The 24538-nt window shown below is 75.3% G+C and carries 20 protein-coding genes; 7 read left to right on the top strand and 13 right to left on the bottom strand.

What is annotated here, in order from left to right; all coding sequences use genetic code 11:
* Positions 1–103: 103 nt before the first annotated feature.
* Positions 104–1057 (bottom strand): NAD(+) diphosphatase, encoded by a 954-nt coding sequence (gene nudC / locus M8316_RS05855; RefSeq protein ID WP_250052875.1) that lies wholly within the window; start codon positions 1055–1057, stop codon positions 104–106.
* 90 nt (positions 1058–1147) lie between these two features.
* On the opposite strand from nudC, the gene M8316_RS05860 reads away from it, so the two are divergent.
* Entirely contained in the window at positions 1148–2284 is a 1137-nt protein-coding gene (locus tag M8316_RS05860) for an FAD-dependent oxidoreductase (protein ID WP_250052877.1), read from the top strand.
* Here M8316_RS05860 and M8316_RS05865 read toward each other — a convergent pair.
* Both M8316_RS05865 and M8316_RS05870 read right to left on the bottom strand, forming a co-directional pair.
* A complete protein-coding gene (locus M8316_RS05865) occupies positions 2262–5558 on the bottom strand; it encodes an ATP-dependent helicase (RefSeq protein ID WP_250052878.1) in 3297 nt (1098 codons plus the stop codon). The two genes, M8316_RS05860 and M8316_RS05865, sit on opposite strands and share 23 nt — an antisense overlap.
* On the bottom strand, positions 5555–8914 hold the full coding sequence (locus tag M8316_RS05870) for an ATP-dependent helicase (protein ID WP_250052879.1): 3360 nt from the start codon (positions 8912–8914) through the stop codon (positions 5555–5557). Before M8316_RS05870 ends, M8316_RS05865 begins: the two co-directional genes overlap by 4 nt.
* Positions 8915–9031: 117 nt before the next feature.
* On the opposite strand from M8316_RS05870, the gene M8316_RS05875 reads away from it, so the two are divergent.
* Both M8316_RS05875 and M8316_RS05880 read left to right on the top strand, forming a co-directional pair.
* Positions 9032–10636 carry an alkaline phosphatase D family protein gene (locus tag M8316_RS05875; RefSeq protein ID WP_250052880.1) on the top strand — a complete coding sequence of 535 codons (1605 nt, stop codon included), beginning with the start codon at positions 9032–9034 and terminating at the stop codon, positions 10634–10636.
* A 118-nt stretch (positions 10637–10754) separates the two neighbouring features.
* Positions 10755–11372 (top strand): DJ-1/PfpI family protein, encoded by a 618-nt coding sequence (locus M8316_RS05880; RefSeq protein WP_250052881.1) that lies wholly within the window; start codon positions 10755–10757, stop codon positions 11370–11372.
* Here the strand turns inward: M8316_RS05880 and M8316_RS05885 are convergent.
* Positions 11361–11810 carry a cupin domain-containing protein gene (locus tag M8316_RS05885; protein ID WP_250052882.1) on the bottom strand — a complete coding sequence of 150 codons (450 nt, stop codon included), beginning with the start codon at positions 11808–11810 and terminating at the stop codon, positions 11361–11363. The genes M8316_RS05880 and M8316_RS05885 overlap by 12 nt on opposite strands.
* 18 nt (positions 11811–11828) lie before the next feature.
* Here M8316_RS05885 and M8316_RS05890 point away from each other — a divergent pair, with 18 nt between their 5' ends.
* Positions 11829–12503, top strand: a complete 675-nt coding sequence (locus tag M8316_RS05890) for a TIGR00266 family protein (RefSeq protein ID WP_250052883.1) — start codon at positions 11829–11831, stop codon at positions 12501–12503.
* A gap of 3 nt (positions 12504–12506) precedes the next feature.
* Here the strand turns inward: M8316_RS05890 and M8316_RS05895 are convergent, their stop codons facing one another.
* The 6 genes from M8316_RS05895 to moeZ all read right to left on the bottom strand — a co-directional run bounded on the left by M8316_RS05895 (position 12507) and on the right by moeZ (position 18805).
* On the bottom strand, positions 12507–13208 hold the full coding sequence (locus tag M8316_RS05895) for a lysophospholipid acyltransferase family protein (RefSeq protein ID WP_250052885.1): 702 nt from the start codon (positions 13206–13208) through the stop codon (positions 12507–12509).
* A 233-nt stretch (positions 13209–13441) separates the two neighbouring features.
* Entirely contained in the window at positions 13442–15019 is a 1578-nt protein-coding gene (locus tag M8316_RS05900; protein WP_250052887.1) for a SpoIIE family protein phosphatase, read from the bottom strand.
* A 52-nt stretch (positions 15020–15071) separates the two neighbouring features.
* On the bottom strand, positions 15072–15413 hold the full coding sequence (locus tag M8316_RS05905) for an MGMT family protein (RefSeq protein WP_250052889.1): 342 nt from the start codon (positions 15411–15413) through the stop codon (positions 15072–15074).
* A 10-nt stretch (positions 15414–15423) separates the two neighbouring features.
* Positions 15424–16398 (bottom strand): S1 family serine peptidase, encoded by a 975-nt coding sequence (locus M8316_RS05910; RefSeq protein ID WP_250052891.1) that lies wholly within the window; start codon positions 16396–16398, stop codon positions 15424–15426.
* An 84-nt stretch (positions 16399–16482) separates the two neighbouring features.
* Positions 16483–17412: a S1 family serine peptidase gene (locus M8316_RS05915; RefSeq protein ID WP_250052893.1), complete on the bottom strand. Its 930-nt coding sequence runs from the start codon at positions 17410–17412 to the stop codon at positions 16483–16485.
* A 184-nt stretch (positions 17413–17596) separates the two neighbouring features.
* Entirely contained in the window at positions 17597–18805 is a 1209-nt protein-coding gene (gene moeZ, locus M8316_RS05920) for an adenylyltransferase/sulfurtransferase MoeZ (protein WP_250052895.1), read from the bottom strand.
* A gap of 286 nt (positions 18806–19091) precedes the next feature.
* Here moeZ and M8316_RS05925 point away from each other — a divergent pair, with 286 nt between their 5' ends.
* Together M8316_RS05925 and M8316_RS05930 are read left to right on the top strand one after the other, a co-directional pair.
* A complete protein-coding gene (locus M8316_RS05925; RefSeq protein WP_250052897.1) occupies positions 19092–19751 on the top strand; it encodes a TetR/AcrR family transcriptional regulator in 660 nt (219 codons plus the stop codon).
* Between the two features lie 129 nt (positions 19752–19880).
* The gene (locus M8316_RS05930) at positions 19881–20102 is read left to right on the top strand and encodes a DUF3107 domain-containing protein (RefSeq protein WP_250052899.1); all 222 of its coding nucleotides are present in this window, start codon (positions 19881–19883) and stop codon (positions 20100–20102) included.
* 85 nt (positions 20103–20187) lie between these two features.
* Here the strand turns inward: M8316_RS05930 and M8316_RS05935 are convergent, their stop codons facing one another.
* Positions 20188–20907, bottom strand: coding sequence for a ferritin-like fold-containing protein (locus M8316_RS05935; RefSeq protein ID WP_250052901.1), 720 nt, complete (start codon positions 20905–20907; stop codon positions 20188–20190).
* A 246-nt stretch (positions 20908–21153) separates the two neighbouring features.
* On the opposite strand from M8316_RS05935, the gene M8316_RS05940 reads away from it, so the two are divergent.
* Entirely contained in the window at positions 21154–22686 is a 1533-nt protein-coding gene (locus M8316_RS05940; RefSeq protein WP_372490559.1) for a DEAD/DEAH box helicase, read from the top strand.
* Between the two features lie 83 nt (positions 22687–22769).
* On the opposite strand, the gene M8316_RS05945 is transcribed toward M8316_RS05940, so the two are convergent.
* Complete coding sequence (locus M8316_RS05945; protein ID WP_250052903.1) at positions 22770–23801, bottom strand: hypothetical protein; 1032 nt, start codon at positions 23799–23801, stop codon at positions 22770–22772.
* The gene (locus tag M8316_RS05950; protein ID WP_250052905.1) at positions 23798–24535 is read right to left on the bottom strand and encodes a L,D-transpeptidase; all 738 of its coding nucleotides are present in this window, start codon (positions 24533–24535) and stop codon (positions 23798–23800) included. Before M8316_RS05950 ends, M8316_RS05945 begins: the two co-directional genes overlap by 4 nt.
* Positions 24536–24538 lie beyond the last annotated feature (3 nt).

Here is a 24538-nt window from a genome sequence, read left to right on the forward strand (position 1 = left end):
TGACGGCGAAGCTCGCCGTGGGGGCGTCCGCGCCCCCCACGGCGGCCCGACCGCTGCTCCCCGGCGGTCGGGCCGACGTGCGTCCGCGTCACCGGCAGGAGGCTCACCAGGAGCCGGGCAGCTCGCCGCCGTACCAGGCCTCGATCAGCGACCGGCTGATCGAGAGCCCCTGCGGCAGCACGACCGTGCCCGCCTGCGTGTGCTCCAGCAGCTCGGCGCGGGTGAACCAGCGCGCGTCGGTGAGCTCCTCGTCGAGCAGCGCCACCTCGGTCGTCGTCGCCCGTCCGGTGAAGCCCAGCATCAGGCTCTGCGGCAGCGGCCAGGGCTGGTTGCCGAAGTAGTCCACCTGCCCGACGTGGACGCCGGCCTCCTCGTGCACCTCCCGGCGCACCGCGTCCTCCATGGTCTCTCCCGGCTCGCAGAACCCGGCCAGCGTGGAGTAGCGGCCCTCGGGCCACACGGACTGGTGCCCGAGCAGCGCCTTCTCCTCCGCCGACCCGGGCTCGCCGTGGCTGATCAGCATGATCACCGCGGGGTCCATCCGCGGGAACTGCGGGTGGTCGTGGGCCTCGCAGCGCATCTCGTGCCCGCCCTTGACCAGGCGCAGCGGCGAGGAGCAGCGCGGGCAGAAGCGGGTGGCCCGGCGCCACTCGGCCATGCCGATCGCGTGCATGAGGACGGGCCCGGGCACCGCGTCGTCGGCGTCCGGCGCCGCCAGGGCGTCGACCACCTCCATCAGCAGGGCGCGCAGGCTGAACCAGCCCTCGGCCTCGGGCGCCGGGTCGGGCAGCAGCACGGCGAACCACGTCCGCCCGCCGGTCTCGCCGAGCAGCACCCGCTCCCCCTGGACGTCCTCCGCCGGGCCGACCTGGCCCAGCTCGTCCGGCCTGGACCACGCCACGCCGCCCTCCGGCCGCCGCTGGACCTGCGCCCCGGCGAGCACCAGCACCCGGGTGGTCGGGTCGGACCAGCGGGCGTCCAGCCAGGACTGGTCGCGTCGGTGCTCCGCGAGGCGGGCGTGGGCGGGGGTCGCGAGTCTCTCGTGCGGGGCGGTCACGCCTCGACGCTACTGGGCGCCGCTCACCCGATCCTCGCCCGTCTCGACGCTCGTCGGAACAGGGCGCGGCACCTCGTGCGTTGACCGGTCGTGGACGAGCGGACGGAGCCTTGGCCGGCGGTGGTCGTGGGCGCGGGGCAGGCCGGCCTGGCCGCGTCCTACCACCTGGGCAGGCTCGGCATCGAGCACGTGGTGCTCGACGCCGACGAGGGACCGGGCGGTGCCTGGCGGCACCGGTGGGACTCGCTGACGATGCACGACGTGCACGGCGTCGCGGACCTCCCCGACGACCACGCCCCCGCGCCCGACCCGGCCGGCCGCGCCAACCAGGTGGTGCCCGCACGGTTCGCCGCCTACGAGGCCCGGCACGGGCTCCCCGTCGTCCGCCCGGTGCGGGTGGAGAGGGTCGAGGACGCCGGCGGCGGGCTGCTCCGGGTCACGGCGGCGCCTGCCGACGGGCGGGTGCGCGAGTGGACGACCCGCACCCTGGTCAACGCCACCGGTACCTGGACCCGACCGTTCGTGCCGCACTACCCGGGTCTGGAGCGCTTCGCGGGCCTCCAGGTGCACACCCACGACTACCCCGGCGCCGAGGCGTTCCGCGGTCTGCGCACCGTGGTGGTGGGAGCCGGGGCGAGCGCCGTGCAGCTCCTGGGCGAGGTCGCGCTGGTCACCGACACCCTCTGGGTGACGCGCCGGCCGCCCGTGTGGCGCACCGACGACTTCACCCCCGAGGCCGGCCGCGAGGCCGTGGCGCTCGTGGAGGACCGGGTGCGACGCGGCCTGCCGCCCGCCAGCGTGGTGAGCGTGACCGGGCTCGTGCTGCGCGAGCAGGAGCGGGCCGCCCAGGCGCTCGGTGCCTACGCGGACGGGCGGCCGGTGTTCTCCTCCGTGGAGCCGCACGGGGTCCGGTTCGCCGACGGCTCCGTCGAGCCCGTCGACGCGATCCTGTGGGCGACCGGGTTCCGCCCCGCGATCGGCCACCTCGCTCCCCTGCGGCTGCGCAGCGCCGCCGGCGGTGTCCAGCTGGACCGCCACGGCACCACCGCGGTCGCCGACCCGCGGGTGCAGCTGGTCGGCTACGGCCCCTCGGCCAGCACCATCGGCGCGCAGAAGGCCGGCCGCTTCGCCGCCCTCGGCGTGCGCCGTGCCCTCCGCGGGGAGGCCGGCGGGCCGGCATCCGCAGACCCCGCGGGTGCGGCCGTCACGGGCGCAGCAGCGCGGTGATCTCCTCCCGGTCCGGCAGGCGTCGCGGCTCGACCAGGCTGCCGCTGCGCACGTAGTAGAACCCGCACCGCACCTCGTCGGGGTCCAGCCCCTCGAGCTCGGCCCAGGCGAGGCGGTACAGCGCCAGCTGGAGGGGGTCGGAGTCGGCTCGGCGACTGGTCTTCCAGTCCACGACCAGGAACGACCCGTCGGGCTCGCGGTAGACCGCGTCGATCCGGCCGCGCACCACCTGGCCGTCGAGCACGAGCGCGAACGGCGCCTCCACCCGGTGCGGCACCCTGCTGCCGAACGGCCCCTCCTCGAAGGCGCGGGTGAGCTCGGCCAGGTCGGCGTCGTCCTCGATCCCCGCGTCGCCCTGCCCCGGGAGGTCCTCGTCCTCGAAGAGGCCCTGCTGGCCGAAGCGCGCCTCGACCCACGCGTGGAACCGGGTGCCGAAGCGGGCAGCCGGCGCCGGGGGGCGCGGCATCGGCCGGGCGAGGTCGCGGGCGAAGGACTCGGGGTCGTCGCGCAGCCGCGCGACCGAGGTGGCCGAGAGGCTGGAGGGGCGTGGCACCTCGATCACGTCGGCCCGGTCACGGCGGGCCTCCGCGAGCAGCCGCTCCAGCTCCGCGTCCCACTCGGCGACGACGGCGGCCTCGACCATGTCCAGGTCGTCGTCCGGCTCGGCCGGCTCCGCCTCCACGACGCGACGCGACGCCTCGAGGCGCAGCCGGGTCTCGCGCCCGGCGACCGTCACCGGCCAGGGCCGCGACGGGTCGACCGCGTCGTAGGGGTTGGGGTCGTCCTTGTCGGGCTTGTCCCGCCAGGTCGACACCTCCTCGCCCCAGGACTCGATCACCTCCCGCACGGTCTGCTGGTAGGACGACGGCCCGAACGGCGTCTTCCGCTCGCTCCAGCAGTAGCTCGACACCTCGAGCAGGTGCGCGGCCCGGGTGACGGCGACGTAGCCGAGCCGCAGCTCCTCCTCGGCGTCGTTGGCCTTGGTCTCCTTGCGGTAGGCGTCGAGGGCGGCCTTGTCCCAGCCCCTCAGCTGGGGCAGGTCGGCGGCGTCGCCGCGCAGCGGGGCCGGGAGCACCGCGGGCGAGGAGGTCCACAGCGTCCGGGACCGGTTGCTGGGGAACCGGGTGTCGCAGACGCCGACGAGGAACACCGCGTCCCACTCCAGGCCCTTGGAGCGGTGGACCGTCAGCAGCTTCACCGAGTCCGCCTCGGTGGGCGTCGCGACGTCCAGGCCGTTGCCCTGGTCGTCCTCGGCGGTGAGGTAGGCCAGCAGCGCCGCCAGCGTCACCGCGCCGTCGACGGCCTGGAAGTCCGCGACCGCGCGCACGAACAGGTCCAGGTTGTCCCGTCGGGCCGGCGCCGCGGGGCTGACCGCGGAGGCCAGCTCCACGTCGGCACCGGTGGTGTCGATGATGCGGCGGACCACGTCCAGCAGCGGCTCCCCCACCAGCGTGCGCAGGAACCGCAGCTCGGCGGCCAGCAGCCCGAAGCGCTCGCGCGCCTGCGGCGAGTAGGGCAGGTCGCCGGGGTCGGCGAGCGCGTCGTCGAGGCTCGGCACCTCGGCCGGGTCGACCCCGTCCGCGATCGCCACCAGCGCCTCGCGCACGTCCGCGTGCTCCACCCGGTGCCGGCTGCCGGCGATCTCCTGGGCCCGGTTGAACAGCAGCCGCAGGTCGCGCGGACCGATCGCCCAGCGCGCACCCGAGAGCAGCGTCACCAGCGACTCGTTGGCGGTGACGTCGTCCAGCAGGTGCAGCACCGCCACCACCTCGGCCACCTCCGGCAGCCGCAGCAGGCCGGAGAGGCCGACGATCTCGACCGGCACCCCGGCCTGCCCGAGCGCGTCGAAGACGTCCGCGGCGTGCGCGTTGTCCCGGGTCAGCACGCCGATCTTGGCCCAGGGGGTGCCCGCGTCGTGGGCACCGCGCACCTCACCGGCCAGCGCGAGCAGCTCGTCGGCGTGGGTCTCGTGCACCGCCACCCGCACGGTGCCGGCCGGGGCGTCCTCGGGTGCCCGCAGGGGCTGGACGTCGCGGTACTTCTCCAGCAGCGGCCCGGCCAGGGTGTTGGCGACCTCGAGGATGCGCGCCCGCGAGCGCCGGTTCACCGTGAGGTGGTAGAGCCCGACCTGCCCGCCCGAGGCCGCGGGGAAGGAGTCGGCGAAGGTGAGGATGTTGGAGACCGACGCCCCGCGCCAGCCGTAGATCGCCTGGTTCGGGTCGCCCACGGCCGTGACCGCGTGCCCGCGGCCGGCGCCCTCGGGGCCCGAGAACAGCCGGGCCAGGAACAGGGCCTGCGCCACCGAGGTGTCCTGGTACTCGTCCAGCAGCACCACCCGGTACTGGGACCGCTGGGCCTCGCCCACCGCCGGCTGCTGGTCGGCCAGCCGCGCGGCCAGCTCGATCTGGTCGGAGAAGTCCATCAGCCCGAGCTCGCGCTTGAGCCGCCGGTAGCCCCCGACGAGGCCGAGCAGCTCCGCGCGCCGGTCCAGCACGTCGATGCTGGTGCGCAGCGCGTCGAGGTGGGTCTTGCGGTGCTTGCCCGCCTCCTCTTCGGTGACGGCGCGGCCGAACCCGGCCCGGGCCTCGGCGTCGGTGGCGAGCACGTCGTCGGGGCCGACGAGGTGCTCGCTCATCGCACCGTCCAGCGCCAGCAGCTGCTGGATCACCGTCGGCGGGTGGTCGGAGAGCCGCTCGACCTCGCCCGTCCAGCCGGCCACCACCCGGGCGCCCAGCTGGTAGCGGGCCGCGTCGGTGATCACCCGGGTGTCGGGCTCGTGCCCGATCCGCAGCCCGTGCTCGGTGAGCAGGTTGGCCGCGTAGGCGTTGTAGGTCAGGACGCTCGGCTCCAGGACCTCCTCGACCTCCTCCCCGGCGCCGGGCACCGGGCGGGCGGGCTCGCTGAGCAGGCCGGCCTCCGCCAGAGCCGTGCGCACCCGCTGCCGCAGCTCGCTGGCGGCCTTGGTGGTGAAGGTGAGACCGAGCACCTGCTCGGGCCGCACCTGCCCGGTCGCCACCAGGTAGACCACGCGGGCGGCCATGAGCGTCGTCTTGCCCGAGCCCGCGCCGGCCACGACCACCGCCGGCTCCAGCGGCGCCGAGATCGCGGCCCACTGCTCCGGGCTCGGGGCGAACTTCGTGCCCATCAGCCGCTGGAGGTCCTCCGGCGTCTCCAGCCGGTGACGCGACCGTGCCGGCTGCTCCGCCTCGAGGTCGGGGAGGGCGAAGAGCCCGTCGTCGGTCTCGTGGTGCTCGTGGTCCGTCGGGTCGCTCACTGGGTCACCACCGCTCCCGCGGACTTGATCGGGCACAGGGGCACGAAGGGGCAGTCGCGGCAGTGCTGGCCCGCGATCGCCGGGAACGACTCCTGCCGGAGCATGACCGCCGCACGCCGGAGGCGGGTGCCCAGCTCGGCGCGGAACGGGCCGTCGGGGTCGGGCGCCTCCTGGGCCTGGACGACGGCGGTCTCGCTGTCCTCCAGCCCCAGCTGCACCAGCTCGGCACCGCCGGCCCGTGCCGGGGCCCCGACGAGACCGTCGACCGCACCCTCGTCGACCGCCAGCTGGTAGACCCCCAGCTGGAGGTGCTGCTCGACCGACTTGTTCGACGGCTTGGAGCGTCCGGTCTTGAGGTCCACCACCACGACACCGCCCTGGGCGTCCAGCTCCACCCGGTCGGCGTAGCCGTGCAGCCGCACCTGCTCGCCGTCGTCCAGGTCGAGCACGGTGCCGAAGCGCGCCTCGGTGCCCACCAGGCGTCGCCCGCCTGCGTGGTGCCAGGTCAGGAACTTGGCGCAGGCGTGGCGGATGCGGGCGTACTCGCGCTGGGCCGACCAGGGGGTGCGGAACTCCAGCCGCCCCCACACCTCGTCGACGTGGCCCATGAGCACGTCCACGTCGTCGGGGCCGGCCTCGATCTCGCCCGCCGCCACCTTCTCGGCCAGGGCGTGCACGATCTGGCCCAGGTTCGCGGACTGGTGGGCCCGGACCACGCCGCCGGCCTCCTGCGCCAGGAACCACTGCATGGGGCAGACGCCGAGCGCCTCCAGCACCGACGCGCTCAGCGGCACCGGCTCGTCGGCCGGGCGCACCGGCTCCGGCGCGACGCTCGCCGCCCGGGTGCCCCACCAGGACGACGGGTGCGCCTGCGGCACGAGACGCCTGGCGCCGGGCTCGGTCGAGGAGCCCACCAGCTCACCGGAGAGCCGCGCGAGGCGTCGTGCGGCCGCCCGCCGCAGCCCCTCGGGCTGCTCGGGATCGGCGAGGGTCCGCCGCAGCTCGGCCACGAGGCCGTCCATGGACAGGGGCCGCCGGGGGCGCCCGACCACGTGCTCGACCTCCAGGCCCAGCTCCTCGAGGAACCGGGAGGGCTGCTCCCCCTCGTCCTCGGGGCTGCGGACGGCGGTGACGACCAGGCGGCTGCGGGCGCGCGTGCAGGCCACGTAGAACAGGCGCCGCTCCTCGGCGAGCAGCTCGCGCGCGGAGGTCGGCGGCACCAGCTCGCCGAGCGCCCCGCCGGGGCCGGTGCGCCCCTGGCCGATCCGGTCGGCCTGGAGGAGCGTGGACCGGCGGCGCAGGTCGGGCCAGCCCTCGGCCTGCACGTGCGCGACGACCACGAGGTCCCACTCCAGGCCCTTGGACCGGTGGGCCGTCAGCAGTCGCACGGCCGCGCCCCGGGTGCCGCGGTCGGCCAGGGTGTCGCCCGGGATCTGCTGGGCCACCAGCGTGGAGAGGAACGACGAGACCCCCAGGTGGTCGCGCTGCTCGCCGGCGCGCGCGGCCACCTCGAACAGGGCGCACACGGAGTCGAGGTCGCGGTGGGCACGACGGGCCGCGGCACCGCCCGCCTCGACGGCACGACGCAGCCGGGCCGGCCAGCCGGTGCCGGACCACAGGTCCCACAGCAGCTCCTCGGCGGTGTCGCCGTCGTCCAGCCGTGCGCGGGTGGCGGCGAGCAGGCGGGTCACCGCGAGCGCCCGCGCCAGCTCGGGGGCGTCCTCCGGTGCCGGCAGCACGCCCAGGTGCGCCTCGGCGAAGCCGGCGTCAACGACGAGCTCGCGGACCAGCTCCCGCGAGGGTCGCGGGGTGCGCTCCTGCTCGTGGGCCAGCTCCTTCTCCCGGGCGCGCAGCCGTCGGGCCAGCCTCCGCACCTCGCCGGCGTCCAGGCCGCCCAGCGGGCCGGTCAGCAGCGCCTCCGCGCGGGCGGGGCCGACGTGGTCCAGGTCCTCGGGCTCGCCCTCGGGCGCGGCGGGGGTGTCGAGGTGGACGACCGCGCGCAGCGCGTCGACGAGCGGCAGGACGGCGGGGTCGCGCACCAGCGGGACCTCGTCGCTGCCGACCTCCACCGGCACCCCGGCCGCGGCCAGCGCCCGCCGCAGCGGCGGGATCGTGGTGCGCCCGGAGCGGACCAGCACGGCCATGTCGTCCCAGGAGACGCCGCGCTCGAGGTGGGCGCGTCGCAGCAGGTCGGCCAGGTTCTCGGCCTCGGCGCGGTCGGTGTCGAACGTCCGGACCTGCACGCGGCCCTCGTCGCGGGCGCCACCCTCGGCGGCGGTGAGGGCGCGGGGCGCGAGGAACGCCTCGCGGGCGCCCTCGTCGATGGTACCGGGCAGGCCGAGGCGTCCGGCCACGCGCTGGGAGGCGGCGAGCAGCCGCGGGCCGAAGCGGCGGGTGCTGCGCAGCGCGACGACCTCGGCCGCCCGTCCGTCGGCCCGCGGGAACGCGGTGGGGAACTCGAGGATGCCGCGCACCTCGGCGCCGCGGAAGCCGTAGATCGACTGGTGGGGATCACCCACGACGACCAGGTCGCGACCGTCCCCGGCCAGGGCCCGCAGCAGCGCGACCTGCCCCGGGTCGGTGTCCTGGTACTCGTCGACGAAGACGTGCCGGATGCGCTCGCGCAGCATGCCGCGGTGCGCCTCCGCCTCGAGGGTCGCGCGGCGGATGAGGTCGGGGTGGTCGGTGGCGCCCTGGGCGTCGAGCACGGTGAGGTACTGGTCCAGGAACAGGCCGGCCGCCACCAGCGCCGGCTCCCCCTCGCGGCGACCCAGGTCGGCCAGCGCCTCGCCCTCCAGGCCCTTCTCCCGGGCGCGGGAGAGGACGGCGTGCACCTCCCGGGCGAACCCCCGGGTGCCGAGGGCGCGCGTCAGGTCCTCGGGCCAGGCCACGGACTCCGGGGTGTCCGCCAGCAGCTCGCGCAGCACGACGTCGGACTCCGGCGCCGAGAGCAGCCGCAGCGGGGACTCGTAGAGCTCGGCCGGGGAGAGCTCGCGGATGAGGCCGTAGGCGAAGGAGTGGAACGTCATCGACAGCGGCGTCGCCATCGTCCGCCCGAGGCGGGCCGTCACCCGGTCGCGCAGCTGCTCGGCAGCCTTGCGGGAGAACGTCAGCGCGAGCACCTGGTCGGGGCGGGCGCCGTCCTCCACACGGCGGGCGATGGCCTCCACCAGCGTCGTGGTCTTGCCCGTGCCCGGCCCCGCCAGCACCAGCATCGGGCCGCCGGGGTGGTCGACGACGCGCTGCTGGTCCGCGTCCAGCACCGGCGGACGGCCCGCGGACGGCGGCGGCGCCAGCCGGTAGGCGGGCCCCGCCTGCCCCGCGCGGGCGGGTCGGTGGTCGGCAGCAGCGGTCATGACCCACATCAGACCACCCGGTGCCGACAGCCCGCGGCACCGGGCGTTCACCTCGACGTGGCGCTCCGCCACGCGCACGCCACCCGGGCGTGGCCGCGGCGCGGCAGCGTGCGGGGCATGCGCCCCCAGCGCCGCGGCCTCCCCCGGGTCGAGGACCTCCCCGTCACCCGCCGCGCCGTGGTCGGCACCGGCCTCTCCTCCGTGGTCCTGGTCGCGGCCGCACCGCCCCTGGCCGACCTGGCCGGCGCGGCGGCCCGCCGCGAGCCGTTCACCCTGGGCGTGGCCAGCGGCGAGCCGTCCCCCGACTCCGTGGTGCTGTGGACCCGGCTGGCCCCGGACCCGCTCGCCGAGGACGGGCGCGGCGGCATGCCCGGTGTCGAGGTGCTGGTGCGCTGGGAGGTCGCCGAGGACGAGCGCTTCCGGCGGGTCGTCGCGCGCGGCCGGACGGTCGCCCGCCCGCGGGACGCGCACGCGGTGCACGTCGAGGCGCAGGGCCTGCGGCCGGGGCGTGAGTACTTCTACCGGTTCCGCACCGGGCTGCACCTCTCGCCGGTCGGCCGCACCCGCACGGCCCCCGCGCGCGGTTCCTCCCCGACGTCCGTGGACCTGGCGATCGCCTCGTGCGCGCAGCTGGAGCACGGGTACTTCACGGCCTACCGGCGCATCGCCGAGGACGCCCCGGACCTGGTGGTGCACCTCGGTGACTACCTCTACGAGTACGAGGCCGGCGGGTACGACCTGCCGCCGGTCGGGCTGGGCGGTCGGGTGCGCGACCACGCGGGGCCCGAGGCGCGCGACCTGGCCGGCTACCGACGGCGGCACGCGCAGTACAAGCTCGACCACGACCTCCAGGCCCTGCACGCCGCGGCGCCCATGGTGGTGGTGTGGGACGACCACGAGGTCGACAACAACTGGGCCGCCGGCACCCCGGAGGAGCTGGAGTGGCCCCAGCCCGACTTCGAGCAGCGGCGGGCGGCGGCCTTCCGCGCCTACTGGGAGCACCTGCCGCTGCGCCGCGGCCGACGCCCCCGCGGCCTCGACGCCCGGATCTACCGGCGCCAGCACTGGGGCGACCTGCTCGCCCTGCACCTGATGGACACCCGCTCCTACCGCGACGACCAGGCCTGCGGCGACCTCAAGCGCGTCGGCTGCACGGCGGCGCTGAAGCCGGGGCGGACGATGCTCGGCCCGGGTCAGGAGGCCTGGCTGGAGGCCGGTCTGCGGGGCTCGGGCGCCCGCTGGGACCTGCTCGGCCAGCAGGTGCCGTTCGCCCGCCGCGACACCGACCCCGGCGACGACCTCGAGCTCGTCATGGACTCCTGGGACGGCTACCCGGCCGACCGCGACCGGGTCACCGGCCTGCTCGGGCTGGCCGAGAACCCCGTCGTCCTCACCGGGGACGTGCACCGCCACTACGCGGCCCAGGTGCTCACCGACTACGACGCCCCCGACGCCGCGCCCGTGGCCGCGGAGCTGGTGACCACGTCGATCACCTCCGGCGGCGACGGCTCCGACCTACCGCGGGGCGGTGCCGCCGAGCTCGCCGCCAACCCGCACCTGCTGTGGGCGTCGAACCGGCGCGGCTGGGTCCGCGCCCGGCTGACGCCCGACGTCCTCACCGCCGACTTCGTCACCCTGCCCTTCGTCGAGCGCCGCGGAGCGGAGCCGTCGGTGGCCGCCACCTACGTCGTCGAGGCGGGGGTGCCCGGCCTCACCACCTGACGAGGACGACGGCGCCACGGACGAGGCGGGGCGGTGTTCCTGCCGACCTGCCACGACATCCTGCCGACCCCGCGGCGAGGCCTCCCGAGGACGCCGCCCGGCGAGCAGCATCGGGGCCATGAGCACCCGACGCGTCGCGATCCTGGCCTTCCCGGACATGGAGGTCCTGGACCACGCCGGCCCCTACGAGGTCTTCCACGTCGCCGGTGAGCTCGCCGCAGGCGTCGGTGCCCCCGGCTTCGAGGTCGTCTCCGTGGGGCTGCGGCCAGGTCCGGTGGCGGGCCGCGGCGGCTTCACCGTCGTCCCCGACCACACGATCGAGACCCTCCCCGGGACCGACCTGCTCGTCGTGCCCGGCGGCGCCGGCACCCGACCGCTGCTCGGCGACGAGGCGATGGCCGCGTTCCTGCGCGAGCGGGCCGCCACCTGCGAGGCGCTGCTGAGCGTGTGCACCGGCGCGCTGCTCCTCGCGTCCGCGGGGCTGCTCGCCGGGCGACCCGCCCTGACCCACCACACCGCGCTCACCGAGCTGGTGGCGCTGGAGCCGACCGCCGAGGTCGTCACCGGCCGGCGCTTCGTGCGCACCGACGAGACCGTCTGGTGCTCGGGCGGCATCTCGGCCGGCATCGACCTCTCGCTGCACGTGGTCGAGACCCTGGCCGGGCGGCCGCTGCGCGACGCCGTCGTGGAGGAGATGGAGTGGGGCTGGTGCCAGGGCCGGGGCTCAGCCGACTGAGGGTCCGGCCTCCTCGGCCAGCTCGAAGTCGTCGAAGTCGAAGCCCGGCGAGACCAGGCAGGAGACCAGGGCGTGCTCGGGCGAGGTGACGGTGCGCTGCCAGGTGCCGGCGGGCACCAGCGCCTGGCCGTGCTCGCCGGCGGCGACGTCCGTGCCGATCGTGAGCGCGGGCCCCTCGACGGGCACCGGGCCCTGCCCGCCGAGCCGGAGCACGACGCGGCCCGTGTGCGCCAGCCAGGTCTCGTCGCTGGCGACGCGGTGCCAGGCCGAGGACTCGCCGGCCGGCAGCAGGAACCAGATGAGCGTGGCGGTGGGGCGGGTACGGCCGTCGGGCAGGGTCACCGTCACGGGGCTGACCCAGGTCCGCCGGTACCACCCGCCCTCGGGGTGCCGGACCAGCCCGAGGGTCCGGACCAGGGGGTGCGTCGCGTCGCTCATGCGGCCATGATGACGAGGGTGCAGACCGAGATCCTGTATCGCCCCGCGTACGCCGCCGCCCGCCTCGTCCTGGAGGCCGGTGAGCGGGTGAAGGCCGAGGCCGGAGCCATGGTCGCGATGTCCGGGGTGGAGATCGAGACCTCTACGCAGGGCGGCCTGCTCAAGGGGCTGCGGCGCAGCCTGCTCGGCGGGGAGTCGTTCTACGTCAACACCTTCACCGCGCAGGCGTCCGGCGCCGAGCTGTGGGTCGCCCCCGCCCTGCCGGGCGACATGGTGTCGTGGGAGCTCGAGCACCCCCTCCTGGTCACCTCGGGCTGCTACGTCGCGTCGTCCGCCGACGTGGACGTGGACACCTCGTGGGGCGGCGCGCGCACGTTCTTCAGCCGGGAGGGGCTGTTCCTGCTCCGGGTGACCGGCCGGGGCACCGTGGTGCTCTCCTCCTACGGTGCGATCCACCACGTGGACCTGCAGCCGGGGCAGACCTACACCTTCGACACCGGGCACCTCGTCGCCTGGAGCGAGGGGATGCAGTACGGGGTGCGCAAGGTCGGCGGCTGGAAGTCGACGCTGTTCTCCGGCGAGGGGCTGGTGACCGACTTCGTCGGCCCCGGCCGGGTCTACCTCCAGACCCGCAGCCAGGACGCGTTCCTGTCCTGGCTCATCCCCCAGCTGCCGCAGCCCTCCAGCAGCTGAGCCTCAGGTCGTGGAGGGGCGCTCGTTGTAGACGCCCGCCTGCTCCTGGCCGGTGAGCCCGCCGATCGCGGCCATCACCTCGTCGGTGAGCAGCCGCCGTGCCTTGCCCAGGGGCAGGCCTGCGAACCGGTCCCCCGGCTCGATCGCGGTGCCGAAGCGCACGGTGATCCTGGCCAGCCGCGGCAGGTTCGCGCCGACCGGCTGGATCTTCTCGGTGCCGACCAGGCCCACGGGCACCACGGGCACCCCGGCCGTCAGCGCCAGGTGGGCGACGCCGGTGCGGCCGCGATAGAGCCGGCCGTCGCGGGAGCGGGTGCCCTCGGGGTAGAGCCCGAACGCCTCGCCCCGGGCCAGCACCTCGAGCGCCGTGTCGAGGCTGGTCAGCGCCGAGCGCGGGTCGTCGCGGTCGACGGGGAGCATGCCGAGGCCGGCGAACCAGGCGCGGCTCAGGCCGCCCGAGAGGCCGGTGCCGGTGAAGTAGTCGGACTTCGCGAGGAAGACCACCTTGCGCGGCACCACGCACGGGATGACCACCGAGTCCACGAAGCTGAGGTGATTGCTGGCCAGCACGACCGGGCCGCTGCGCGGCACGTTCTCCAGCCCCTCGACCCGGGGCCGCCAGATGCCACGCGCCAGGGGCGGGACGACGGCGTGCAGGCTGCGGTAGAGCCGGTCGTGGCCCTCGTCGGCTCGCTCGTGGTTCACGGGACACCATCCTGGTGGTTACCGGTCGGTCAGGGGGCACCGGGTGCCGACACGTCCCCACTCAGGGCGACGTGGGCCGCCCGGAGTGCACAGCTCGGGGGCCGTCGTCCACACCCTGGGGCTGTCGCCCACAGGTTCGTCCACACCTTCATCCACAGGCTGTGCACACCCCTGCCCGGGTGGTGCCCGGGCGGTGGTCGGGGGTGCGGTCGAGCGGCGACCGGGGCCGGGGCTCAGACCGGGCGCGGACGGACGGCGAGCAGCACCACGTCGTCCTCGTGGCCGTCGACCAGGCCCAGCAGCCGGGTGCACAGCGCGTCCGGGGGCTCGTGCGCGCCGGCGGCGACGGCCTCGGCCAGCCACGTCACGCCCTCGTCGATGCCGCGGTCGCGTCGCTCCACGAGCCCGTCGGTGTAGAGCAGCACGAGGTCACCGGGCGCGAGCACGGCGCGGTGGTCGCGGCGGCGGGGCGTGCCGTCGACGCCGAGGAGGACGTCGGCGGGCTCGTCGAGCACCTCCACGCTGCCGTCCACCCGGCGCAGCACCGGCGGCGGGTGGCCCGCGTTGCACCAGTGCAGCAGGTAGCCGTCGGGCCCCTGCTCCTCCAGGACGCCCACGACCGCGGTCGCCAGCGCGGGGACGCCGAGGCCCTCCATGGCGCGGTCGACGTCGCCCAGGACCTGGCTCGGGAGCCAGGCGTCGCCGGCGTAGGCGACGCCGCGGACGAGGTTGCGCAGCTGCCCCATCACCGCGGCGGCGTGCTGGTCGTGGCCGGCCACGTCACCGACGACGACGGCCACGGCGCCGTCGGGCAGGCTGAAGGCGTCGTACCAGTCGCCGCCCACGGCGGACTCCAGCGCGGCCGGCTCGTAGCGCACCGCCACGTCCACCTCGGGCTCGACGTGCGGCTGGGTCAGCAGGCTGCGCTGGAGCGCCTCGGAGAGACGCTGCTGGGAGTCACGGACGACGACGACGTCGAGCGCCCGGGCCACCGTCGTGGCCACCGAGGCGACGAAGGTGCGGTACTCGTCGTCGAAGCGCAGGTGCGGGTTGAGCCGCACCACGAGGTGCCGCGGCGCCGCGCTGGGGTGCTGCACCGGCAGGTCGATACGCGCCCGTGGGCCCCGGTCGTCGCCGGCGTGCTGGCCCGGGTCGATGGTGAGGCCGATGTCGGGCGCGCGGCCGTCCGCGACGCCGACCTCGACCAGGTCCTCGCCGGCGTGGGCGCGCAGGTCGCCGACCACCCGACGCAGCAGCGCGCGCTCGTCGCGGACGTCGCCGAGGTCGCGGTCGAGCCGGGCCAGCGCCTGGGAGCGGCGGCGGGCGAGCACGGTCGCGGTGGTCTCGCTGGCGACGACGAGGACGCCGGCCACGCCGCTGTCCGCGCCCCGGACCGGGGAGCAGGAGAAGGTGAACCAGCAGTGCTCGACGTAGCCGGCGCGCTGGAGCGGCACCAGCGCGTCCTCGGACCAGGTGGACCCGCGACCCTCGGCGGCGTGCCGCACCAGCGGGCCGACCTCGTCCCAGGCGCTCGAGAACGTGTCGGCGTAGGGCCGGCCGAGCGCGCCGGGGTGGGCCGCGCCGATCATCGCCGCGTAGGACTCGTTGTAGAGGAGCACGAGGTCCGGGCCCCAGCACAGGGACGCCGGGAAGCGGGTCCCGAGGACGACGGAGAGCGAGTCCACCAGCGTGTCCGGCCAGGTCGCGGGCTCGCCGAGGGGCCCGTCGGCCCAGGGGACCTCCTCGTAGGCGCTGCGCAGCGCCTCGCTCGCGTGTGCGAGGAGGCTCGCGAGGCGGGCGGCGGTGCTCACGGCACCATCCTGCCGGTCCGGTCCGGTCCGCGTGCCGTTATCCCGGAGTGTCTCAGCCCTGCCCGGGCATGCCTGACGGTGCCGCCGGTGGGGTACCGAGCGGCTGGTGGAAGGCGAGCCGGAGGTCGACCTTGCCGCTGGGTCGCAGCGGCGTGCCCTCGGCCAGGTAGGCGGCGCGGGCCTCCTCGCCGTGGCTGGGTGGGAGGCCGCCGTCCGCCCGGACCACGCGCCACCAGCACACCGCGCCCCCGTGCTCGGCCATCACGTTGCCGACCCTGCGGGGCCCGTACCGGCCGACGGCGTCCGCGATGGCCCCGTACGTGGTGACCCTGCCCGCGGGCACCTGCTCGACGGCGCTCAGCACGTCCTCGACGTAGTCCTCCGGGTGGTGCACGCGCCCGAGCCTAGGACGTGCGGGCCCGCCCCGTGGTGAGCCCCGTGGAGAGGCCCGTGGAGGGCCCGGTGAACGGTTCCGTGCCGACGGCGACCCGCAGGCCGCGCGGGGCCCCGTGGCGGCGGGCGAAGTCGAGCGCGCGCCGCAGGTCGGAGACGCCGTTGCTGCCGGGCACGGGCAGCAGGGTCAGGGTCGAGAGGGTGCCGACCGCCCGGCCGCGGGCGTCGAGCAGACCCGAGCCGGAGTCGCCCGGCACCCCGGGCGTGAGCGTGAGGACCTCGTGGGTCCAGCCGCGGGCGGACTCGTCCGCCGGGAGCACGGTGCCGGCCCGGGGCGAGAGGACGTTCTCACCGGCGCGCAGGGAGGAGGCGCCGTAGCCGAGGACGGTCTCGCCGGCGGCGAGGCCGTCGCCGAGACCCGTGGGGCCGCCCCACACGGGCACCGACGGGTTGACCAGGTCGTGGACGCGGCGGGGCAGCCGCACCAGGGCGAGGTCGTTGCCCGTGCAGGCCGGGCCCGTGGTGCCCGCGCGCTGCATCGCGCGCCAGGACGACCAGGCCAGCCGTCCCCGGGCCAGGGTGGTGCCGCCGTCGACAACGGAGCCGCCCGTGGCCACGCGCACCCGCGTCCCGCGGGCGAAGCCGCCGGTGCGGCACCCGTCGAGGTCGGTGGACTCCCCGCCGGCGGCGCAGTGGGCCGCGTAGCCCAGGTAGACGCCGCCGCGGGCGTCGGTGAGCACGAAGCTCGCCGTGCACTGCGCACCGCGCGTGTAGAGCTGGACGCCGGGGTGGATCGTGGCCGTGCCGGCCGGTGCCCAGGCGGTCACCCGCCGGTGCTCGGCGGTGGTGGACGAGGTGGTGCCGACCGCGAGCGCCGGGGCGCCCTCGCTCGGGGCCGCCTGCGAGAGGGCCATGAGCCCGGTCGCCAGCAGCACGACCAGCGGCGCCACCAGGGCGGCGGCACGGTCCCGGGGCAGCAGCGTCATGCCTGGTCAACGACCGTGGGCCCCGCCGGTCACGGCGAGGCCCACGGTGGAGCGGTGCGGCACCACGTCGGCGCCGGAGAAGCGTCAGAGCAGGGGCGCGAACGGCTCCGTGCCCAGCGCCAGCGCGAGCCCGTCGATCCCGGAGTGCTCCTGCGCGTAGGCCAGCTCGTGGGCCAGGTCGCCCACGCCGTTGGAGCCCGCCAGGGGCGCGAGGGCCACCGTGGAGAGCGTGCCCAGCGCGGCGCCGTCGGCGTCCAGCATCCCGGACCCGGAGTCGCCGGGGATGCCGGGCGTCGCGGTGTAGACGGTGTGCGACCAGCCGGAGGGGGTGCTGGAGAGCGCGAGCCCGGTCTTGGGCGAGAGGACGCTCAGCCCGCCCCGCAGGGAGCTGTTGCCGTAGCTGGAGACGGTCTCGCCGGCGTCCACGCCGTCGGTGGCCAGCGCCGTGGGTCCGCCGAAGAAGGGCACCGAGGGGTTCACCTCGTCGACGAAGGCCGGGTCGACCTCGACCAGGGCGAGGTCGTTGTAGGCGCAGGTGTCCTCGTCGGTCTCGCCGACGGCGTCCATCGTCAGCCAGGAGGAGTAGGCCAGCGTGCCGGTGCCGAGGGTGGTGCCGGCGGTGAGCAGCGACCCGCCCTCGACGAACTCCACGGGCGTGCCGAGCGGCAGCGAGCCCGTGCCGCAGCCGGTGGTGTCCGTCGACTCCCCCAGCCCGGCGCAGTGGGCGGCGTAGCCGACGTAGACCGCCCCCGAGGAGTCGGTGTAGACGAAGTTCGCGGTGCACTGCGCACCGTCGGTGTACATCTGCACGCCGGGGGTGATGGTGGCGTCCTGCGCGGGGGCCCAGGCGACCGGCTCGGCCGCGTCGGCGCCCTGGGCCCCGGCGAGGCCGGCGCCCACCGTGGCGGCGGTGGCGAGGACGGCGGCGGCCGCGAGCCCGAGGGCCCGCTGCGTCCGGTGGGTCCCGGTGCCGGCGGTGGTGCGGGTGGTGGTGGTCGTGCGGGTGCTGCTCATGGAGGCGCTCCTGCGCTCGCGGGGGCGCTTCCGAGTCACGCCCCCTCGTGCAGCGCTCAACGAGCCGGTGCGGCGCAGGTCACGCTCTCGGGTGCACCGCACCCCGCGCGGGAACCTCCCCGGGACGCGGCGAGGCCCGTCCGAGCAGTGCTCGGACGGGCCTCGCCGGTAGTGGTGCTGCGCCTCAGTAGGAGGGCTGCGAGGGGTCGATCTGGTTCACCCAGGCGACCACGCCGCCGCCGACGTGCACGGCGTCGTCGTAGCCGGCGCCCTTGAGCACCGCGAGGGCCTCCGCGGAGCGCACGCCCGACTTGCAGTGCAGGACGACCTGCTTGCCGGAGTCGACGCCGGGCAGCTCGGAGAGCGCGTTGCCGTTGAGGAACTCGCCCTTGGGGATCAGCACGGAGCCGGGGATCTGGTTGATCTCGTACTCGTTGGGCTCGCGGACGTCGACGAGGACGAAGTCGCGGGTGCCCTCCTCGCGCTCCTTGAGCATGCCCTCCAGCGCGGTCACCGAGATGGTGGAGCCGGCGGCGGCGTCGGCGGCCTCGTCGGAGATCGCACCGCAGAAGGTCTCGTAGTCGATGAGGCCGGTGACGGTCGGGTTCTCGCCGCACAGCGCGCAGTTGGGGTCCTTGCGGACCTTGAGCTTGCGCCACGACAGCTCGAGGGCGTCGTAGATGACCAGCTCGCCGACGGCGGGGTCGCCGATGCCGGTGATGAGCTTGATCGCCTCGTTGACCTGGATGGAGCCGATGGACGCGCACAGCACGCCCAGGACGCCGCCCTCGGCGCAGGAGGGGACCATGCCCGGCGGCGGCGGCTCGGGGTAGAGGCAGCGGTAGCAGGGCGCGTTCTCGGCCTGCTTGGGCGCGAACACGGAGGCCTGGCCGTCGAAGCGGTAGATCGAGCCCCACACGTACGGGATGCCGAGGAAGTACGCGGCGTCGTTGACCATGTAGCGCGTCGCGAAGTTGTCGGTGCCGTCGACGATGAGGTCGTAGCCCTCGAACACGCGGTAGACGTTGTCGTTGTCCAGGCGCTCGTCGTGCAGGACGACGTTCACGTAGGGGTTCGCCTCGAGGATCGACTCCTTGGCGGAGACGGCCTTGGACTTACCCACGTCGGACTGGCCGTGGATGATCTGGCGCTGCAGGTTCGACTCGTCGACCTCGTCGAACTCGGCGATGCCGATGGTGCCGACGCCGGCCGCGGCCAGGTACAGCAGCGCCGGGCTGCCGAGGCCGCCCGCGCCGATGACGAGCACCTTGGCGTTCTTCATGCGCTTCTGGCCGGTCATGCCGACGTCGGGGATGATCAGGTGACGGCTGTAGCGACGGACCTCGTCGATCGTCAGCTCGGCCGCCGGCTCCACGAGTGCAGGGATGCTCACTTCAGCTCCTCGGTCTGGGGCACGCCGTGCCCTGCGTGGGCGGGCTCGGCGTCATGGGACGAACGACCCAACGCGGGCCGGTCCGGTGGTGTTCCCGGTTCCCCACCATGGTGGGGGCCCGGACGACGGCGGGCCGCCGCGTCCCGTCATCCGGACCCCGCCTCGACGCGCCCCGGACAAGGCCCGGGCCGTGAAGTGACGGGCAGGTAACATCGCACCCCACGGTTCCTGCGACGCACTGCCGGACCCCTGTCGCACCCGCACGCCAGCACCGAGGAGCACCCCCGTGTCCGCAGACCAGTACCAGGCCTCGTCGGCCGACGCCGACGTCCGCCCCCGCGGAGGACGCCTCCCCCGCAAGGAGCGGCGGGCCCAGCTGCTGGAGTCCGCGCTCGAGGTGTTCGTGACCAACGGCTACCACGCGGCCGCGATGGACGACATCGCCGAGCGCGCCGGCGTCTCCAAGCCCGTGCTCTACCAGCACTTCCCCGGCAAGCTTGAGCTCTACCAGGCCCTGCTGGAGGCCTCGGCGGACACCATCGTCGCCAACTGCCGCCAGGCGCTGGCTGCCACGGACGACAACAAGCTGCGCGTGGCCGCGGCGATGGACGTCTTCTACTCCTACGTGGCGGAGAAGTCCGGCGCCTTCCGCCTCGTCTTCGAGTCCGACCTCACCAGCGAGCCCGCCGTCCGCGCCCAGATCGACCGGGTCACCAGCGAGTGCGCCGAGGCCATCGCCGAGGTCATCCACGACGACACCGGCCTGGACGACGAGGCCTCCCGGCTGCTGGCCGTCTCGCTGGTGGGCATGGCCCAGGTGAGCGCCCGCTTCTGGCTCGTCGAGGGCGGCGAGCTGAGCCGCGAGCAGGCCACGGCGCTGGTCTCCGGCCTCGCCTGGCGCGGCATCGGCGGCTACCCGCGCACCGAGGAGCCCGGCCAGGCCTGAGCGGCCGGCCCGGCTGCTCACCTGCTGCCCCACCGGCCAGCGGCCCTCCCCCGGCCGTCTGGGCACATGCCCTAGGCTCGGGACGAGAGCTCATCCAGGCGCCAGCCGCCTCGCGACGAAGGAGGACCCGTGGAGGTCAAGATCGGTATCCAGCAGGCCGCCCGCGAGATGGCGGTGGACGTCGACTCGACGCAGGAGTTCGTCCAGCAGCAGGTGGCGGACGCCGTCGCCGCCGGCACCCTGCTCACCCTCACCGACACCAAGGGCCGCACCATCGCGGTCCCCGGTGCCAAGATCGCCTACGTGGAGATCGGCTCCACCCAGGTCGGTGCCGTCGGCTTCCGCAGCTGACCCACGCCCGACGCGCGCACGCCCCGCGTCCCCGACCACCACGGTCGAGGACGCGGGGCGTCGTCGTTCCGGACCGAGCGCCGGGTCAGGAGTCGAGGCCGAGCTCGGCCATCCGCTCCGCGTGCCGCTCGGTGAGGCGGGTGAACATGCGGCCGAGGGCGGCCAGGTCGAGGCCCGGCCGGTCGATCCCGCCGGCCAGGAGGGACGACATGCCCTCCCGCTCGGCGGCCACCCGCTGCGCCTGGATCAGCGCCTCGCCCATGAGGCGGCGGCCCCAAAGCGCCAGGCGACCGCCCAGCCGCGGGTCGGCCGCGATCGCGCCGCGCACCTGGGCGACCGCGAACGCCGCGTACCCGGCGTCCTCGAGGGTGCCGATGACGAGGCTACGGGTGCCGGCGTCGAGGTAGGCCGCGATCTCGCGGTAGAAGTCGTTGGCCAGGCCGTCACCGACGTAGGCCTTCACCAGGCCCTCGTACCAGTCGGCGGGGGCGGTGTTGGCGTGGAAGGCGTCGACGGCCGCCATGAACGGCTCCATCGCCTCGAACGGGTCGGAGCCGAGCTCCGCCATCCGGGCCTCGATCCGGCCCAGCTTGCCGAGCTCGCCGGCGGCCATGCGGCCCAGCTGGACCTTGGCCTCCAGGTGCGGGGCGAGGGTCGCGTCCTCGCCGAGCCGCTCGAAGGCGGAGATGAGTCCGTAGCCGATGACGGCCAGCAGGTCGACGACCGCCTCCCGGTACTCCGGGTCCTCGAAGGCCAGCGAGTCCTCGCCCTCGACCTCGGCGTGTGTGACGTCGGATTCAGCCATGCTCGCAGCGTATCGGTAAGGTGGGCCTGCGCGGACGCCGCGCCGACGCCCACGACGGCCGCCGGCGGCAGGCCCGCGGCGGCCCCGAGCCGCGTGACGACCTCCCGAGGTCGCCGCGCTCCGCAGGGCCGCAGGTATGTGCGCGGCAGACGTGCAGGGGACTCCCAACGGAGCCGCCGGGTCGGCCGCATCCGAGAACCCGCGGCCACGCCCCCGGCCGGCCGCCGCACGAAAGCAGACGAATACTTGACCACCTTCCGCGACCTCGGTGTCATGCCCGAGATCTGCGACGCGCTCGAGCGCGCCGGCATCACCAGCCCCTTCGCCATCCAGGAGATGACCCTCTCGGTCGCCCTGGAGGGCACCGACCTCATCGGCCAGGCCCGCACGGGCACCGGCAAGACCCTCGCCTTCGGCATCCCGGTCATCCAGAGCAGCACCGCCGTCGAGGACGAGGGCTACGCGGCCCTCCCCCAGGGCAAGCCGCAGGCGCTCGTCGTGGCGCCGACCCGCGAGCTCGCCCTCCAGGTCTCCTCCGACCTCACCCTCGCCAGCGCCGACCGCGGCCTGCGCGTCCTGACCGTCTACGGCGGCGTCGGGTACGAGCCGCAGATCGAGGCCCTCGAGTCCGGCGTCGACATCGTCGTCGGCACGCCCGGCCGCCTCATCGACCTGGCCAACCGCAAGGTGCTCGACCTCGGCCACGTCCGCGCGCTCGTGCTGGACGAGGCCGACGAGATGCTCGACCTGGGCTTCCTGCCCGACGTCGAGAAGCTCCTCAAGCTCACCCCGGCCACGCGCCAGACGATGCTGTTCTCCGCCACGATGCCCTCCGCGATCGTCGCGCTGGCGCGCACCCACATGCGCTCGCCGATGAACATCCGCGCCGAGGCGTCCTACGAGAACGCCACCGTGCCCGCCACCTCGCAGCACGTCTACCAGGCGCACGACCTGGACAAGCCGGAGATCGTGGGCCGCGTCCTGCAGTCCAAGGACGTCGAGAAGGTCATCGTCTTCACCCGTACCAAGCGCGCGGCCCAGCGGCTCGCCGACGACCTCGTCGAGCGCGGCTTCAAGGCCAGCCCGCTGCACGGCGACATGGCCCAGGTGGCCCGCGAGAAGGCGCTGACCCGCTTCCGCGACGACAAGCTCCAGGCCCTGGTCTGCACCGACGTCGCCGCCCGCGGCATCGACGTGCGCGGCGTCAGCCACGTCATCAACTACTCCTGCCCCGAGGACGACAAGACCTACGTCCACCGCATCGGCCGCACCGGCCGCGCGGGTGCCTCGGGCACGGCGATCACGCTCGTCGACTGGGCGGACCTGCACCGCTGGAAGATGATCAACAAGACCCTCGACCTGCCGTTCGACGAGCCGGCCGAGACCTACTCGACCTCCGAGCACCTCTACACCGAGCTCGACATCGAGCCCGGCACCAAGGGCCGGATCAAGGCGCCCGAGCCGGCCCAGCCGCGCGAGAAGCGCGAGCCCCGCGAGGGCGGCGAGCGCCCCCGTCGCGACCGCAACCGGACGCGCACCCGCTCCCGCGGCGGCGAGACCGTCGCCACCGAGGGCGCGCCGAAGGCCGAGCGCACCGGCGGCCCGACCATCACCACCGGCTCCAGCAACGCCGACGGCTCCTCGTCCTCGGGCCCGGCGGGCTCCGCCCCGAGCGGCGGCTCCGAGGGCGACGCCCCGCGTCGTCGCCGTCGCTCGCGTGGTCGCGGCGGTCGTGGCCGCGGCCAGGGCGCCGGCCAGGGCGGCTCCTCCGAGGGCTGAGCCCGCGGGCTCTCCCTCACCAGCAGCACCGACGGCCCGTCACCGCCACACGCGGTCACGGGCCGTCGTCGTCCGGAGCCGCCTCAGCCCCAGGTGGACGGACGTCCCGGCCACGATGCCAGGCCCGAGACCGTCCTGCCCAGGTCCGTGCAGCGCCCGCCCGGCTCGAGCACGCACGACACCAACCGCTGCTGCCCGCGCAGCCGGGCGCTGCTGCCGCGGCCCAGGGCCGCACCGCCGACCACCGTGTGCTCGTCGGTCCAGGTCGCCACCACGAACCTGTCCGCGCCGTCGGGCAGGTCGACGTCCAGCGCCGTGCCACTCGCGACGTCGATCGGGCGCCAGCTGTGGTTCTCGGCGTCGACGAGGGCGGCGGTGCGGTCCGGGGAGAGCTCGCCGTGCCGGCGCACCAGCACCGGGGGCAGCGTCGCTGGGTCCACGTCGAAGCTGTCGTAGCCCTGGCCGGCGGACGGCAGGAGGCCGTCGACGATCGTGCTGTCGGCCCACGACTCGGTGAGGTCCTCCGCCGGCACCTCGGTGGCCGCGCCGCCGTCGAGCGGGAGGTAGAGGGCGGGGCCGGTAGCCGGCTCGACGACGACCGCGTCGGCGGTGAACCCGAGGGGCCGGGCCCAGGTCTCCTCGTAGAGGTCGCCCAGGTCGTCGGTGACGGGGTCGCCCATCCCCCGGGTGCTGGCGTTGAGGAGGTCACCGGTCTCGAGGTCGTAGACGGCTGCGGAGGCGACCCGGGAGGAGAAGTCCACCAGGGCCAGCGTCTCCCCCTCCGGTCCGAGGACCAGCGGCGAGAGGCTGACGTCGACGTTGAGCGGCGTGACGGTCTCGAGGTCGGTGAAGACGGTGCCCTCGTCGGTGTCCGCGTACACGCCGCGCGGACCGACGACGAACTGGGTGACCCGGCCGCCGAGGTCGATCTCCCGTCCGTCCGCGTGCAGCGTGTTGCCGACCACGTAGGGCAGCGAGTCGAGCTCCAGCGGCGCGTCCGCCACGGGCAGGGCGTCGGGTGCTCCCCCGCCGGCGGCGAGGTCGTCGACCACGCCGCAGGACGCGAGGCCGACCACCGCCGTCGCGGCGACCAGCACGGGCGCCGCGCGCCTCACGCGGTCACCACCACCGTGGTCCCGAGCTGCGCGAAGTCCCACATGACGCGGGCGTCCGAGCGCTTCTGCCGGATGCAGCCGTGGGACAGCGGCGTGCCGAGCTGGGCGAGCGTCTGGACGCGCTCGCCGTCGAAGAAGGGCAGGTCGTGGAAGCCGATGGCGGCACCGGAGGGGCCGCGGGTGAAGCGGACGAACCAGCCCATGGTCGAGCCGTCGATGCCGGTGGCGTCGCGGCTGCGCGAGAACACCTCGTAGGTGCCGGGGTCGAGGTTGTCCAGGGTGCTGCCGGAGACCAGGTAGCTGGCGCGGACCCGCCCGGCGCCACCGACGATCCAGACGCGCTGCTCGGACTCGGAGAACACCGCCCGACGGCCCGTGCCGGAGCCCTCCGGGAGCGCGGGGGACGCGACGGACGCGGTCTCCTCCTCGGGCCCCTCATCGGTCTGCTCCACGGACTGCTCCACGGACTGCTCCACGGGCTGCTCCGTCGGCGCCTGCGAGGCCGGTGCCGACGCCTCGGACGGGCTGGCCGACGGGCTGGCCACGGAGGACGGGTCGGCCGACGCGGCAGCCGGGTCCAGCGCCACGCTCACCTCGGCGGACGCCGGCTCCTCGGTGCTGCCGAGCACCCCGACGGCGCCGAGCACGGCGCCGAGCGTGAGGGCCAGCGAGCCGACGAGGGCCCCGATCCGCCCCCAGCGGGGCCGGACCGGCGCGGTGTGGCGACCGACCACGGC

It is taken from the genome of Nocardioides bruguierae (assembly GCF_023554635.1).
Lineage (GTDB): Bacteria > Actinomycetota > Actinomycetes > Propionibacteriales > Nocardioidaceae > Nocardioides > Nocardioides bruguierae.